Origin of the sequence: Sphingobacterium sp. B16(2022) (assembly GCF_012030425.1) — a bacterium.
In the GTDB taxonomy this organism is placed as follows: domain Bacteria; phylum Bacteroidota; class Bacteroidia; order Sphingobacteriales; family Sphingobacteriaceae; genus Sphingobacterium; species Sphingobacterium anhuiense.
This window is the reverse complement of sequence record NZ_JAAUVN010000001.1, coordinates 1,261,515-1,276,949: the sequence shown is the minus strand read 5'-3', so window position 1 is coordinate 1,276,949 and position 15,435 is coordinate 1,261,515. Positions and strand designations below refer to the sequence as shown.

The following is a 15,435-nucleotide window of genomic DNA, read 5'->3' as shown; positions in this document are numbered from 1 at the left end:
TCGTTAGATTTAAACGACCATTTCGAAAGCGTCATTATGTATAAGCTAATATCGAAATATGAGTAGGACCAATTAAATGTTAATTTCTGGGGAATATATTTTTTTAAAATCTATAGTTTTGATATCACCTAATTCCTTCAATAAGGGTATATAAATCGCTAAAACCAGTATTTAACCTGACAACTTTCAAGTGTTTCCGCATGTTTATTTTATGATAGAATAAAAAAACTTGATTGGATGGTAAAGCTGCAAATTAAAATGCGTTTATACGACGATCTTCATTACTGTGTTGAACGTCAGAAACATCCAGAAATTATTAATAAAATCTAATGCTATGATGATGGAAGAAAACAAAATCAGTAGACGGAAAATAATCGGCAGTATCGGAGCTGGAATTGCTACATTAGCAGTTACACCTTTAGTGGGAAACGCGGGTGCGTCAAATGTCCAAAAACTTGAATATGCTATGGAAGATCCGAGAATGAAGTTTCCCAAACCTCCATTTAAAGAACAATCTCAGCCATGGCCAGGACTTGCTAGCCAAATGAATCCTAGACCAGACCATGGCGAAACGTCTTATCAAGGTTCAGGTAGACTAAAAGGACGTAAAGCATTGATCACAGGTGGCGACTCCGGAATGGGCAGAGCTGCTGCCATTGCCTACGCACGGGAAGGTGCAGACGTAGCCATTAATTATTTACCTGCTGAAGAAGCTGATGCCAAAGAGGTGATTGCGCTGATTAAAAAAGAAGGCCGCAAAGCATTGGCAATTCCTGGTGATCTGCGCGATGAAAATTTTTGTAAAAAATTGGTTAAAGACGCTGTAGATGGACTTGGTGGGCTTGATATTCTTGTCAACAATGCAGGTCGACAACAAACTAGACCATCTATTCTTGACATCAGTTCGGATGATTTTGATGCTACAATGAAAACCAATGTTTATGCTCCTTTCTGGCTTACTAAAGCAGCTCTACCCCATCTAAAGCCAGGATCTTCTATTATTGCTACCACTTCTGTGCAAGCGACAGACCCTTCTCCAGATTTATTCGATTATGCACAAACGAAGGCTGCCAATACAAGTTTTGTACGCTCATTGGCAAAACAGCTTGGACCTAAAGGAATCCGTGTTAACGGTGTAGCTCCAGGTCCAATATGGACCGCCTTGCAAGTAAGCGGCGGCGCAACAATGGAAAAACTTGTCAATTTCGGTGGTGACACACCACTTGAACGACCTGGTCAACCTGCAGAATTGGCATCAATATATGTACAGCTTGCAGCCAATGATGCCAGTTATGCCACAGGACAGATTTATGGATCTGCTGGTGGCGGAGGTCAACCATAATTCAGCATTCTGCTCGCAAATATGGGTAGAGAAAGATAGTGGCAATAAAATACAAAATTTGATTAATAAACTCTAAAGTATAAATATATGAGAGCAGCAGTATTCCATAAACCAGGTGATATTCGAGTCGACAATGTCCCTGATCCAAAAATTCTTGATCCCAGAGATGTTATTCTCAAAGTCACATCAACGGCGATATGCGGTTCGGATTTACATATTCTGAGCGGTGCAGTTCCTCAAAAAGAACCTCTCATCATGGGCCATGAATTCATGGGGATAGTCGAGGAAGTTGGATCTGCAATTACGAACCTTAAACGTGGTGATCGTGTTGTTGTGCCTTTTCCGATTTCGTGTGGACAGTGTTTCTTCTGTCAACATGAGGCTTCTCCTGCATGTGAAAACTCAAATTTTAAACACTACGGTCCTAATGGCGATTTGATGGACCAGAAAGGTGGGGCATTATTTGGCTACACCGATCTATATGGTGGTTATTCCGGCGGCCAGGCAGAGTATGTGCGTGTTCCTTACGCTGATATTAGTCCACGTAAAATTCCAGATCATCTCAGCGATGAACAAGCTCTTTTCCTAACGGATATTTTTCCTACAGGGTGGTCATCAATTGACTGGGCCGCACTTAAGGGCGGGGAAACAGTAGCTATCTTCGGATCTGGCCCTGTTGGACTAATGGCACAGAAGGCAGCATGGCTTAATGGTGCAGCACGTGTTATAGCTATCGATCCGTTAAATTATAGGCTTCAAAAAGCCAAAGCTGTTAACAACGTTGAAATACTTAATCCTAATGAAGTCGATGTCGTAGAAGCAATACGGGCAATGACTGAAGGAAGAGGGGCCGATGTATGTGTAGATGCAGTTGGATTTGAACCAGAACGTACTTTTATGGATAAAGTTAAAGCAACCGTCAATTTTGAAATGGGCTCGATGAAGGTACTCGATCTCTGCTTTGAGGCGGTAAGAAGAATGGGAACCGTATCAATCATGGGCGTGTATGGCTCGACTTACGATAACTTCCCCCTCCACCGGGTCTTTGATAAGGGCATCACCATAAAGCAGGGTCAGGCTCCTGTACTGAATTATATTGACAAACTTATTGGCCTGGTTAATGATGGCAAGGTTGTACTTGATGATATTATTACACATAGCCTATCACTGGATGATGCAGCATATGGTTATAAAATTTTTGATAAAAAAGAAGAAGATTGTGTAAAGGTGGTACTTAAACCTTAACTATATTTCTTAAATATGGTTATAAAAAAGATGGTCAGTATTTCAAGGGCAATGAAAAACTATCTTCAAAAAAAGGGCTTATGAATTTTTATAATCATAAGCCCTTTTCGTTTTTAATTCAATTTCCCTGAATGGAAATGAAACTAAAGCGAGATGTTTTAAATTTAGATATGTAACAATATATACCCATAATAGAACCCTTAATGAACTGGACTAACTGAGACAAAAATACTAAAATTATGATCCGTTAATTTATGCGCGGATCTATCCAAAATAGATCACGGAGTTGAAGTAGATCTTCTATGTGCATCAAATTATAAATCAGTTCGTCTTTGTCTTCTAAAGGAATCTTTATTTGTTGCTCCGTTCCAAGTAAAAATATAGTTAAAATAGCATCCTTTTCGAATATCGAAATATCTGATTGTACCATAGTAACATCATGTTTTCTAAACCATTCTCTTGCCTGTTCTTGATCTAAACAGATCAGGGAACGGGTTAGATCTTCAAGATCTCGAATCTCATCGATGACATGGGTGGGATAATTTACGCCAATATAAGCTAAATACAAAAGATGATTGCCAGTACGCAAGGCATAATTGCGAATTAAGACCCGCTTTGGATCGAATGAAAAAACATAATATTCTGGATCTGAGATAAACTGATACTTCTTGCCATAAAACTGGATCTTATCCTCCAATTCCCCTAAATTGTCTATTTCTATAAATACTTCTCCCTGAAGCTGACCTTCATGTATATTGTCTAGTGCATCTTCAATTACTAATAGCACTTGCCCCTCCTCAGGAACAATACTTCCACTACAGTCTAGCTGTAACAAATAATCATCAACATCAGGTACAGTTAACGGATACCACGTTGGGTTTTCGTCGTCAACTGTATTTTTAGATGTTAAAATATTATAACCGTTACGTTTTAATTCTAATAGTATGACTCTGCTCAGGGGTACAAATTTCATAAGATTTTACTTATATAACTAAAACAAACTTTGCTGCATAGGGCCATCCTGTCTAAGGGTGGCACATCTGACTATTGATAGGGTTGATACCGATGATTTCACAGAAAAAGCCTACACTTATAAATCTTAAAAATTATTGAGTACTGTCTAATTTTAAATAAACTTTAAATTCTGACCCAACACCAGGTGTACTTGTTATAGTAATTTTACCACCTGCATTTTTAACAATAGTATTGACTAAATATAACCCTACTCCCGTACCCTCGACAGAAGCACATATTCTTTTAAATTTTTCAAAAACAGTTAATAAATCTTCGTTGCACATACCTATTCCGTTATCTGTAACACTGATAACCATAAATCCATCTTCTTCAAAGGTGTAAATCGCTATTTCAGGTTTACGATCTACCGGTGTATATTTAATCGCATTGCTCAATAGATTATATAACACACTACGAAGTTTACGTCTCACAAAATTGATCTCTGTGATTTCAAATCGATGAACTATTTTAGCATTAGATTCTAAAATCTGTGGCGCTAATGCTAACATGACATCATCCAATATATGAGGTAAATCGACTAGTTCCGTTGCCGATTGATATTTTTGTTTTCCCCAGTGACTTTCAGTGAAATCTGAAAGTACTCTTTTTATATTGGATAGTCCGCATTCTAGATTAGCAAGCATCTTTAAGAATTTGGTGCTCTTTTTTTCTGGAAGTACTTTAAAGTATTCACATGTGAGCATTAAACCTGCTAAAGGGCTTTTAATATCATGAGCGAGCTGGTCTAATAACAATTCATGTTCTAAAATCAGCTTTTCATGCTCTTTTAAATCTCTAATTCGTGCCGTGATGTCTACAAAAGTGATAATCACACCATTTGTCTTACCTTCCCGAAAGGTAATATAGGGTAATATATTCATCTGGTACCAGCGCAAATCTGTGGTCTGGATTTCCTTCTCCAGCATTTTTCCCGTAGCAATAACGGAGTGAATATTATTGATTATGTTAGGATATTTAAAATTATCCTGGATATCTGCTATTGGCATTCCGATAAATTCTTCTTTAAGCACGAAATGCTTCATCGCAGGAGGTGTAAACTTACGTAACAGGAGATCTGCATCCACAAAAAGCTGTGGTATAATCGTATTTCTGAAATAATTTTCGAGTTCGTCATTAAGCTGACTCAGCTCTTTTAACTGTTCAGTTTTTGAATTCATGTTCTTATATATCTAATAATAAATATACTTTTCGGTCTAGGTTGGGATCAAGTATAAACAAATATAAACGAAAAATGTTGTCAAAAATTATAAACGGTTATTAAAAGAAATATTTTAATTAGTTTTATGAATTAAAATATGAATTTAACCGGGCAATTCTACTATTAAAACTTTAAAATTGCAAGTTGAGGTCGAAACGATTTACAAAATTTGGCAATTGGCAAGGTCATGCTAGATAATAGTAAACCAATTGTTCACCACTTCATAAAATTCGAACAGATGATGATAGGGAAATTAGTATGTATCATATAAGGGTTTTGAACTGTTGGTATCATGATATATCTCTTCCGTGTAAAAGTAAGAGATATATCATGAAATCTCATCTTTGTAAAGTGACGTTCTATTTTAATGAGATTTATATAAAACAAATTATTCCGTTTCTTGCGAATTGGATAGATAAGAGTTCATTTCTAAAACTCCCAAATACTTACAATAATGTGATAACATTTCTTTATCCACTTTAGTGGTTTGAATGTTGCTATTCGAAAGGAATGCTAACGTATTGCTGATATCAAAATTAAGTACATGATGATGAATCTCAATGATAGATTTATCATCATGTACTTTGAAAGCAAATAAACTTAAAAATGGATAGAGTGGACTATCTTCATCCGACTCCCACAAAGAAAGCCATTCCTTATGGGGTACTGCTTCCAATTCTATACCCAATTCATCTTGAAGAATTTCAAAAAAATCAACAACTGTAATATTGTCTTCGGATTTAGGACTTACATGATAAATATTGCCAATAGCTTCGATATTTTTCGATATATGCGCGACAGATCTTGCTATAAAATTTATCAGTAAAAATAATATTTTGAGCGTTTTTTCATACCAGATGTTCTAAATACATAATGTATAAAAATACCACAACTAAAATGACAACTGTACTAATACTACACAATCCATAACCGACTCTACCTTTTACAAAATGATTAAGCCCATTAATAATTAGAAAAGAAACATAAATTAAAATTAGGCAAACCGGTAAAAATTTCTCCAAGTTTAGCGACATACCATTGTTGCCACTCTCTCCTTTAGCAAACATTCCTATTGCAAAAAAAACCATAGGTGCTGCACCAATTAAAAGTCTTACAAATAAATGCTTGATTAATTTTTTTCTCATTTGCTTTTTAACGTATAACTTACCACTAAAATACAATTAGTTTAATCAATTTTTTCAGAAGATATCTATTCGCATGATGTACTTGATTATTCGATAGAAGAAATCTTTCATTTGCTAAAGGGTGATAAATAGAATTGCTAGCAATTGATCTAAAGGTTGACGAATACATTTATCTACCATTCTACATCAAGAAAAAATAATTATGCACCAACAAATATCTCCATATCCGCCACGAATAATCATCTTTCCAAATTGCTTCATTGCTCATCTGTACTTGCTATAGCTTGACCTTTGTCCAGGAAATCGAAATAACGGAAGAGCGCGGCTTGACTATCTATAAATACTTGATCCTCCACTATTTCATTCATCTCTTTGAATAACTGGGGTACAAATTCGGACAGTTGAGATATGGATATAAATTCGGCTGTAGTATTCTCCATTTGTATCCATAAAGGCATAGGTCGTTAGACTAAAATCATATTTTAAAACCATTATATATAAATGAATTATCTTTCATATTTTTGTTTGTAATGAATTCCAAAGAAAGTCCAAATATGATTCCCTTTAGCTCTGATTTAGTTATTCAGGCACTGGCTTCCTCGCCCTCACCTACAGCTATTTATAGCAGTGAGAATATGATCATCCGTTTTGCTAATGAAGGAATGCTGGAGGTTTGGGGCAAAGACGCTTCTGTGATAGGCAAACCCTTGATTGAGGCAATTCCTGAATTGGAAGGACAGCCTTTTTTAGAGCTGCTGCAAGAGGTTTGGCGTACTGGGAAAACATATTCTGTTTCTTCGGCTCCTGCAAAGTTAATAAAGAACGGAAAGGAGGCGCTTGATTATTTCGATTACGAATATAGAGCACTTATTGATGAAAACAATAAAACTTGGTGTATACTGAATACGGCACTGGAGGTGACCTCTCGCCGTGAGTTTTTAGAGCAGATCAAACATAAAGAAGAAAAAGAACAGGCGCTCAACGAAGAAATGGCTGCGACCCTCGAAGAATTGACATCAACCAACGAAGAGCTCAACAGGTATATCAAGCAACTGGCCGACAGCAGGGAATACATTCGTACAATTATAGAACAGGCACCTGTCGGAATCGCCATGTTAAAAGGGCCTGAACATCATATTGAAATCGCCAATCCTGCGATTCTTAAGATATGGGGACGAGGAGAGTCGGAAGTCATTGGATATCCGCACGAAAGTGCCCGCCCGGAAATGCGGGGACAGCCTGTTAACAATTGGCTTAAACACGTATATCAAAGTGGTGAGCCTAAAATAAACACTGAATTTACAGTAAAACTGCTTGATAAAGCCGGATTGAGAGAGGCGATCGTTAATTCCATCTATCAGCCTATATTTTCTCATGACGGCAGTATTTCAGGTGTTTTGGTCATTCTTGAAGAAATTACCCAGCAGGTAATGCTGCGTAAAAAGAATGAAAAGGATCAACAGATGCTGAACCTAGCAGTAGATGCGGGCGAGCTCGCGACCTTCTACTACCAAACTGAAACAAATCTCTTTTCCGGAAATACGCTTCTTAAGAAATGGTTTGGACTTTCATCGGACGAAAACATGGCTCTCTCTCTGGCCATCGCAGTTATTTTACCGGAAGATCGGGATCGCGTGTCGCTGGCCATCGAGCACGTGTTAAGTAAAGATTCTGATGGTCATTATTTCATAGAATATCGGATTCAAAATAATGTTGATAAAAAAATTAGACTGCTGCAGGCCAACGGAAGAGTGTTCTATGATAGTAAAGGTAATCCACTCAGCTTAAATGGTACTTTGAGGGATATTACCGAACAAAAAAAAGAGGAACAGCGAAAAGATGATTTCATTGGAATGGTGAGCCATGAACTTAAAACACCCCTTACCTCTCTTAAGGCTTATCTGCAGATACTGCAACGAATGGACTTACCTACAAAAGATCCTATGTCGCAAAATATGCTGGGGAAATCGGTAAAGCAAGTACAATATATGAACTCCATGATTAATGGGTTTCTTAACGTATCCAGGCTTGATTCGGGTCAGCTGCATCTGATCAAAACTGTTTTTGATTTTCAATCACTGTTTGCCGAAATTGAAGATGAAGTGCTATCGACGATCAAAACGCATCATTTTCTATTTAAAGGACCTGGAAAAATAATGATACATGCCGATCGTGAAAAAATAGCGCAGGTACTCCATAACCTTATTGGAAATGCGGTCAAATATTCGCCTCTCAGATCGACGATCAGAGTAGATTATGCTGCCATCGATAACAGTTTAAAAGTAAATGTTCAAGATCTTGGAAAAGGGATTGCTGAGAAAGATCAGCAACGGATATTCGAACGCTATTATCGTGTGAAGGAAACGAGTGGTGGGGTGATATCGGGGTTCGGTATTGGACTTTATCTTTGTAGAGAAATTATCGAACTGCATGATGGAACCATTCAGGTTCAGAGTGTAAAAGATGAAGGAAGTATATTCTCCTTTACCTTACCATTCAACCCATAACGCTGTCTGAACTGCTGATAGTTTTGCTAGTCAATAGCTATCTGCATTTTGCTTTAAAAACTCCACTACGCTCTTATATAGCTACTGAAGTTTGTTTTCATAATTGCGGGAGCGCCCACCGAAGAGGTTTACAAAGCTAGCTTCGCTCCCACTCAAAGGATTGGCTCCACTAACAGCTGTTGCTGAAATCGGATCAAAATAACGCAGGACTTCTCTCCCATCGATGGTATTAAACAAAAAAAACCATCCTTGACCTCACTATCGTCACAGTAGATTACAGCAAATTGTAAAAAAATAATTGTTAAAAAAAAGAAAAGCCCGAAGGAACCTCGGGCTTTTGATAACTAACTGATGTTAGTTTTGTTTTTTATTGTTCATTTTGAACTCTTCAAACTCCTTGAATAACCGTAAGAGTTTAAATGTAGAGCTGATCAGCTCGTTTGTCTCTAACAGGATTGAGAAGTAAAGTTTACTGTTCTTAGGACTATTTTCTGTTGTCCGGATATGGTCAATCTGCTTGTCCAAAAGATCGTTAATAACCTTCTGAAGCTGATCGCGCTGTTTCATGGTTGAATCAAGCTTTAAGAAGTCACGGCGCTTATACAAACTATATACTTCGGCGTACCAATTACCCAACTCATCGGCAACTAATCTCAGATCATTCCCCTGATATTCCTTAAGCAGTTTATGGTTGTTATCGACGTGATTGTGTGCATTGCCAGCAATTACATAAAGATTCTCGACGATATCCTGCAGATAGCCTAAGGAAATAATGTAGAATCTGCTTCCTTTAACGGAAGTGTCATCCAGATTGCGAATAAAGTTATAAAGGTTGTCGTTGGTCGAATCCAGATCACGCAAGAATTTCTTAATCAATTTCTTGTTCATCGAAAGCGTCGTCAAATCGTTCTTGATAAGACCGTCTACAATCTCTTTATAGAAGATATTGGACTTGGCAAAAACTTCACTGATCTGATTGGCACTAGCGTCAGAAACCTGCTGTAAGGTATGGATATCTTCTCTACCAAGTTTCAATTTACGCTCTGCCTGTGCTGCGACTTTCTTTTTATGGCTTTTAGCGTTAAATACTAAGAGAATGGCCAAGAATATAAGTGCACCAACAAAGGTAATAATCCCTCCTATTTTAAGTAAATAAGCGATGATAAACGCACCCGCAAAAGCAGTAGCAGCAGTAAGAAACCAGCCTCCGATGACATGGAATACACCAGAGACACGGTATACTGCACTTTCTCTATCCCAAGCTCTGTCGGCAAAAGCAGTTCCCATCGCAACCATAAATGTGACGTAGGTTGTTGACAAAGGAAGTTTCATCGATGTTCCTAAAGCAATAAGACTGCTGGCCACCATTAGGTTGACAGAAGCGCGCACCATGTCAAACATTGGCTCCTCCTCCTTATTTTTTTTCCCTAAGGAAGTATTTTCGAAACGGCTATCTAAACGAGATCGTAAGGTTCGTGGCATCAGATAACTAATTGCTCCTCCAATATTTACAAAGCCGCGTACTATCCAACGTGATAAGGTGTTAGGCTCAAATTTTTCGGAACCACCGTCTTGACTGCTTAAACTCATTTCCGTTTCAATAACGGTTTTGGCTTTTTTAGATGTCCATAAGGTAATCATCATGATACCACCTGCGATAAATAATATCCAAGCTGGGGCAACAATATCCGCCGAAGCTAATTCTGACATCATATATGTGTCCGGATTGCCACCAGATGCCTGGAAGAAACCGATGGCCTGAATGGCTGCTACGGGTACTCCGATAAAGTTAACCAGATCGTTTCCTGCAAAGGATAAAGCTAAAGCGAATGTACCAACACCGATAATGACCTTAAGGATGTTCACTTTTAACCTGATAAGTATAAAACTAAAGACCGTAAACAGCACAAAGCTTCCCAATATCAAATGCAGCTCGTGCGTGTTAATCCACTCCTTCGTCGCTTTATCGATAAAAGAAACGGTCTTCATTCCTTTAATCAGGATAAAATAACTTATGGATGCTAAGGCGATACCTCCAAATATAACTCCGAAAGATTTAATCTTACGTTCGTACTGAAAGGTGAATATGAGTCGAGAAAGGTATTGTACCGCCATACCTACAGTGAAGGACAGGACCACGGATAAGAGGATGCTGATGACAATCTCGGAGGCCTTCTCTGTATTAATATATTGCGAAAGCGTCGACCAATCACCTGAGGTACTTACTATTTTATAGAGTCCTAGACAGACCGCAGCCCCTAGGAGCTCAAAGACGATGGATACTGTTGTAGAGGTCGGGAGTCCGAAATAGTTAAATACATCAAGGAGTATGATGTCTGTAATCATGACGGCGAGGAAGATAACTATAACATCATTAAAACTGAACATACCAGGAACGTAAATTCCACTTCGTGCAATCTCCATCATTCCACTTGAGAAAACCGCCCCAGACAATATACCCGCACTAGCGAGAATCATGATCAGGCGGAAAGAAATAGCTTTGGAGCCAATAGCCGAATTTAAGAAATTGACAGCATCATTGGTTACGCCGACCATGAGGTCGATAATCCCTAAAGTGATCAGCGTAATAATTACGAGATATAAATAATTGTCCATAGTTATTATTTTTGCAAAGGTATGAACAAAAGGTGAGCCATATATTAAGTTAATGTTAAGTGTTGCTTTTGTTAATATTGAATAGGATTAACTATCCACTTATGCTAAAGTATTTTGTTTTCAGGTATTTATTTTAATAATAGAATAGCACAATGTTTCATCACTGTCTTTTCAACTACACTTGAATAATCCGGCTATTTCAACGAATTATTATACTGCTTTAGATCATGCTCCATATCATATAATTCAGCTCAGTTTTAGCTGCAGAAATCCCTTCAATGATCGTTTTCTTTTCGCCTTCCGAATAGGTTGAAAAATATGCAAAAACACCGGGCTCATCCAATAAGTAAAGCGAAAATTGCTTGGGACATCGATGGCATAATTATCCTTCTAGAGGTCTATCTATACATGATCTCCCTCCTGCTTATTAATCAATTTCTTAATTTTTACTTTTACAGGTAAAAAAAGCTGCCCAGATCTCTTAGATAGGAGATTGTAATGTACGAATTCAAAATCAATCACTTTTTAGATCTAAAAATGAGAACTCTGTAGAAGAGATCAAAAAACCATCTATTTATTTTTTTGTAGATTTGTTTGTTAATATGCAGAAATCAAATAGTATTAACATTACCGGACAAACAACAAGTTCAATCTACCAGTGGACATTTAACCTTGCTGAGACAATAGGAGTACACGATAAAACAGCACATATTCTAAGTGCCACTTTTCTCATTATTGTATCTTTTATCTTCTTGCTGTTCTTAGATTATTTTCTACGTTTCTTTTTCAATTCAATCGTTACCAAGTTTATTAAAAAAAGTAAAACTAATTGGGATGATAAATTATTTCAAAATAAGGTCCAGATTCACTTAAGCCGTTTTATATTGATAGCAATTGCACAGCAGTTTCTACCCAACATATTTATCGGCTTTCCTTCTTTTATAGACGTACTAACAAAACTGCTTGGTATTTTGATGATCTTCGCTATTTATGGTGTGGCTAATGCACTGTTAAAGACTGCAAGAGATATACTTCGTTCATCTAAAGGTTTTGTAGATAAACCTGTTGACAGTTATATTCAGGTGTTACAGATATTTTTGATATTTGTTGTTGGAACTCTTATTGTTTCTGTACTTACAGGAAATTCTCCTTGGTCATTTCTTGTTTCACTAGGAGCTGCCTCTGCTATTTTGATGCTGGTATTTAAAGATACCATTCTTGGTTTTGTAGCAAGTATACAGGTCTCTGCTAATGATTCGGTACGTGTTGGAGATTGGATAGAAATGCCTAAATATGGTGTTGATGGCGATATACTCCAAATAAATCTAAACAATGTACGCGTGCAGAACTGGGACAAGACAATTGTTACCATCCCGACATATACCTTGCTGAGCGATTCCTTCAAAAACTATAGAGGTATGCAGGAAAGCGGAGGAAGAAGAATTAAAAGATCCATTTATATCAAAATATCCACCATTAGGTATCTCAGCGATGAAGAAATTCAGGAACTTAAAAAGATTGTACTTTTAACACCTTTTATTGAAAAAAGAGAAAGAGAAATAAAAGAATATAATACAAAAAACAAAATTGACCCCAAAGTTCTTGTAAACGGGAGAAGAATGACAAATATTGGATTATTCAGGGCCTATATTAAAGCCTATGCAATACAAAATCCAGACATTCACCAGGAATTAACCCTATTAGTGCGTCAGTTGGCGCCAAATGAATATGGACTTCCTTTGGAACTGTATATGTTTACTAAAGGAACACAATGGTCATTTTTTGAGGATACGATGTCCGATATTTTTGATCATTTATTTGCAGCTATTAAATCTTTTGACTTAGAAGTCTTTGAACTGCCTGCATCTGATGATGTTCGGATGCATTTAAATCAAAAACATGTGCCATCAATTTCAAAGCCCCAGAACATACGGTAGCATTTCTTTAATCTGGAGCTAAAAAATATTCAATTCATTAGTGCAACCTATTTCTAAAAGATTTTGCCATAGCAAAAGATCTACTTATAAAATTCTGAAAAGAATGAAAACTTATTTGGAGTGATTCCGTTGTAGTATTATGGGTTTTTAATATGAAGAAAATACCCCACTGACATCATGCAATATTAACAACAAAAACAGACCACAACATTATTTTATTTCAACTACATAAGCTTAATACGTTGAATCTTAAAATCAAACTTTAATGAAATTAACTAATCTCTTAAAGCTAAAGAGCACCTTTGTGCCTGGTATTATTTTACCCAGTCTCATCTTTATACTTGGTATTACTTTTTTATCAAGCTTTTTCCCGGTGAGAGCAAATTACTACCTGAATATTCTAAAAACTTTCTTGTTTCAAAATATGAACTGGCTCTATGTCATGGTTGTAACTATTTTTGTGCTCTTCCTACTTTTTTTAATATTTAGCAAATATGGAAGCATAAGATTAGGTGCCAATGATACGAAACCTGAGTTCTCCTTTTTCTCATGGATATCTATGTTATTTGCAGCCGGTATGGGTATTGGATTAATGTACTTCAGTGTCGCAGAACCGATGTCCCACTACACAGATCCCTCGGTAGCCGGACTAACGTCCGCTTCACGTGCTAAAGACGCTCAATTATACACGTTTTTCCATTGGGGTATACATGCCTGGGCAATATATGGCGTCGTAGGACTTTCACTCGCTTATTTCACGTATCGGTATAAACTACCCTTATCATTAAGAAGTTGTTTTTATCCAATACTAAAAGACAAAATACAAGGTCGCGCTGGCGATATTGTTGACATGTTTGCTTTGTGCAGCACTTTCTTTGGTATTACAACCACATTGGGTTTTGGTGTAGTGCAGCTCACTGCCGGCTTAGTACATCTGGGAATAATTCCAGAAAGTAATTTTATGTATCAGGTTATCATCGTCATCGTAATCATGACCATCGCCATTCTGTCGGCTACATCTGGAGTTACGAAAGGTGTTAAAATATTAAGTCAAATAAACATAATAGCGGCATTGGTTCTGATGTTATTTGTCCTTATTTTAGGTCCGACTACTTTTTTATTGGGAACATTTTCTGAAGGTTTAGGTGAATATATTAATGCCTTCTTTCATCTCACATTTAATACCCATGCACATGAACCCGAGCGTCAGCAATGGTTCTTCAATTGGACTATACTCTATTGGGCCTGGTGGATATCCTGGTCTCCATATGTAGGTCTATTTATTGCTAAAATATCCAAAGGAAGGACAATTAGGGAGTTTATCAGTGCTGTGCTCATTATACCTTCAGTATTTAATTTTATGTGGATGACTATATTTGGCAATAGTGCCATATGGATGGATCAACACCAGGCTAATGGTGCTCTTAGCGCTATAGTTGCTAATACTGATGTACTTCTTTTCAAATTTTTTGAATTCTTCCCGCTACAACAGATAACAAACATATTTTCCATTTTTATAATTTTCATTTTCTTTGTGACATCAGCCGATTCGGGCATTTATGTGATGAACAGTATTTCTTCAAACAATGCCGCAAAATCGCCTAAATGGCAGTATATTTTCTGGGGGGTGTTACTGGCCATACTTGCTTTAGTACTTCTAAATGCCGGCGGGCTAAAATCTTTGCAAACAATGACTTTGATCACAGCCCTCCCCTTTTCTATCATTATGTTATTGTTTTGCTACTGTCTCATGAAAGCACTCACCATCGATACTGAATATCATGCGCGTGAATTTTCGCACTCCACAAACAATTGGTCCGGTGAATACTGGAAAGAGCGCTTAGGACGTATTCTATCCTACAAAGACCGAAATACAATAGATGCATACTTAAAAAATACCGTGTTTCCCGCTTTCCAAGAACTCGCTGAAGAATTTGGTTCTAAAGGGATTATCGCTACTGTAAATTTAAAATCTGAAAGCCCGTCATCTGTTGAAATCGAAATCAAGCACGATGCTATGACTGATTTTCGATATGGCGTAAAAAGTCAACTCGAAAAAATATCAGACTTTTTACGTGAAGAAGAAAATGCGCCCGATATCGGTACAATGAAAACACATGTACCCATGACTTATTTTGGTGACGAACGCGAGGGTTATGACATTCAGTATTTTACGAAAAACGAAATTATTAGTGATGTGCTGAAACAGTATGAACGTTTTTTGTCCCTATCATCAGATGAGAAAAATGCGATATTCATAGGGAGTAATTTAAAAGATCAAGGTTAATATGTACAATGCAATTTGATAAAAAACTAATAGCTTTAGGAAAGCTAACTATCTATTATTTTAATCCGAATGCTATTGATAAAAATAATTCAAGTTTTAATTACCTCGAATTCGGGGTAATTG

At 37.1% G+C, this 15,435-nt stretch carries 12 protein-coding genes; 5 read left to right on the top strand and 7 right to left on the bottom strand.

The window, feature by feature from the left end:
- Positions 1 to 337 precede the first annotated feature (337 nt).
- Entirely contained in the window at positions 338 to 1,342 is a 1,005-nt protein-coding gene (locus HCX49_RS05620) for an SDR family oxidoreductase (RefSeq protein ID WP_168127040.1), read from the top strand.
- An 87-nt stretch (positions 1,343 to 1,429) separates the two neighbouring features.
- Complete coding sequence (locus HCX49_RS05615) at positions 1,430 to 2,587, top strand: zinc-dependent alcohol dehydrogenase (RefSeq protein WP_021189592.1); 1,158 nt, start codon at positions 1,430 to 1,432, stop codon at positions 2,585 to 2,587.
- A gap of 247 nt (positions 2,588 to 2,834) precedes the next feature.
- Here the strand turns inward: HCX49_RS05615 and HCX49_RS05610 are convergent, their stop codons facing one another.
- The 5 genes from HCX49_RS05610 to HCX49_RS05590 all read right to left on the bottom strand — a co-directional run bounded on the left by HCX49_RS05610 (position 2,835) and on the right by HCX49_RS05590 (position 6,405).
- Complete coding sequence (locus tag HCX49_RS05610) at positions 2,835 to 3,560, bottom strand: hypothetical protein (RefSeq protein WP_021189593.1); 726 nt, start codon at positions 3,558 to 3,560, stop codon at positions 2,835 to 2,837.
- 133 nt (positions 3,561 to 3,693) lie between these two features.
- Positions 3,694 to 4,779, bottom strand: a complete 1,086-nt coding sequence (locus HCX49_RS05605; RefSeq protein WP_021189594.1) for an ATP-binding protein — start codon at positions 4,777 to 4,779, stop codon at positions 3,694 to 3,696.
- 429 nt (positions 4,780 to 5,208) lie between these two features.
- Positions 5,209 to 5,508, bottom strand: coding sequence for a hypothetical protein (locus HCX49_RS05600; RefSeq protein WP_206368258.1), 300 nt, complete (start codon positions 5,506 to 5,508; stop codon positions 5,209 to 5,211).
- Positions 5,509 to 5,668: 160 nt separating this feature from the next.
- Positions 5,669 to 5,965: a hypothetical protein gene (locus tag HCX49_RS05595; RefSeq protein ID WP_021189596.1), complete on the bottom strand. Its 297-nt coding sequence runs from the start codon at positions 5,963 to 5,965 to the stop codon at positions 5,669 to 5,671.
- A 257-nt stretch (positions 5,966 to 6,222) separates the two neighbouring features.
- Positions 6,223 to 6,405, bottom strand: a complete 183-nt coding sequence (locus HCX49_RS05590; protein WP_156169766.1) for a hypothetical protein — start codon at positions 6,403 to 6,405, stop codon at positions 6,223 to 6,225.
- Positions 6,406 to 6,495: 90 nt separating this feature from the next.
- Here HCX49_RS05590 and HCX49_RS05585 point away from each other — a divergent pair, with 90 nt between their 5' ends.
- Positions 6,496 to 8,472, top strand: coding sequence for an ATP-binding protein (locus tag HCX49_RS05585; protein ID WP_168126442.1), 1,977 nt, complete (start codon positions 6,496 to 6,498; stop codon positions 8,470 to 8,472).
- Positions 8,473 to 8,553: 81 nt separating this feature from the next.
- Here HCX49_RS05585 and HCX49_RS25785 read toward each other — a convergent pair whose 3' ends face one another.
- Positions 8,554 to 8,709 carry a heavy metal-binding domain-containing protein gene (locus HCX49_RS25785; protein ID WP_021189598.1) on the bottom strand — a complete coding sequence of 52 codons (156 nt, stop codon included), beginning with the start codon at positions 8,707 to 8,709 and terminating at the stop codon, positions 8,554 to 8,556.
- A gap of 117 nt (positions 8,710 to 8,826) precedes the next feature.
- Complete coding sequence (locus tag HCX49_RS05575) at positions 8,827 to 11,088, bottom strand: inorganic phosphate transporter (protein WP_168126441.1); 2,262 nt, start codon at positions 11,086 to 11,088, stop codon at positions 8,827 to 8,829.
- Between the two features lie 602 nt (positions 11,089 to 11,690).
- Between HCX49_RS05575 and HCX49_RS05570 the strand changes: the two genes are divergently transcribed.
- Together HCX49_RS05570 and HCX49_RS05565 are read left to right on the top strand one after the other, a co-directional pair.
- Complete coding sequence (locus tag HCX49_RS05570; RefSeq protein WP_168126440.1) at positions 11,691 to 13,025, top strand: mechanosensitive ion channel family protein; 1,335 nt, start codon at positions 11,691 to 11,693, stop codon at positions 13,023 to 13,025.
- 265 nt (positions 13,026 to 13,290) lie between these two features.
- Positions 13,291 to 15,312, top strand: coding sequence for a BCCT family transporter (locus HCX49_RS05565; RefSeq protein WP_168126439.1), 2,022 nt, complete (start codon positions 13,291 to 13,293; stop codon positions 15,310 to 15,312).
- The last annotated feature ends 123 nt before the right edge of the window (positions 15,313 to 15,435 follow it).

What these genes read in the sequence shown, in the direction of transcription:
- HCX49_RS05620 (WP_168127040.1), top strand. Translation starts at nt 338, where the DNA reads ATGATGGAAGAAAACAAAATCAGTAGACGGAAAATAATCGGCAGTATC.
- HCX49_RS05615 (WP_021189592.1), top strand. Translation starts at nt 1,430, where the DNA reads ATGAGAGCAGCAGTATTCCATAAACCAGGTGATATTCGAGTCGACAAT.
- HCX49_RS05610 (WP_021189593.1), bottom strand. Translation starts at nt 3,560, where the DNA reads ATGAAATTTGTACCCCTGAGCAGAGTCATACTATTAGAATTAAAACGT.
- HCX49_RS05605 (WP_021189594.1), bottom strand. Translation starts at nt 4,779, where the DNA reads ATGAATTCAAAAACTGAACAGTTAAAAGAGCTGAGTCAGCTTAATGAC.
- HCX49_RS05595 (WP_021189596.1), bottom strand. Translation starts at nt 5,965, where the DNA reads ATGAGAAAAAAATTAATCAAGCATTTATTTGTAAGACTTTTAATTGGT.
- HCX49_RS05590 (WP_156169766.1), bottom strand. Translation starts at nt 6,405, where the DNA reads ATGGAGAATACTACAGCCGAATTTATATCCATATCTCAACTGTCCGAA.
- HCX49_RS05585 (WP_168126442.1), top strand. Translation starts at nt 6,496, where the DNA reads ATGAATTCCAAAGAAAGTCCAAATATGATTCCCTTTAGCTCTGATTTA.
- HCX49_RS05575 (WP_168126441.1), bottom strand. Translation starts at nt 11,088, where the DNA reads ATGGACAATTATTTATATCTCGTAATTATTACGCTGATCACTTTAGGG.
- HCX49_RS05570 (WP_168126440.1), top strand. Translation starts at nt 11,691, where the DNA reads ATGCAGAAATCAAATAGTATTAACATTACCGGACAAACAACAAGTTCA.
- HCX49_RS05565 (WP_168126439.1), top strand. Translation starts at nt 13,291, where the DNA reads ATGAAATTAACTAATCTCTTAAAGCTAAAGAGCACCTTTGTGCCTGGT.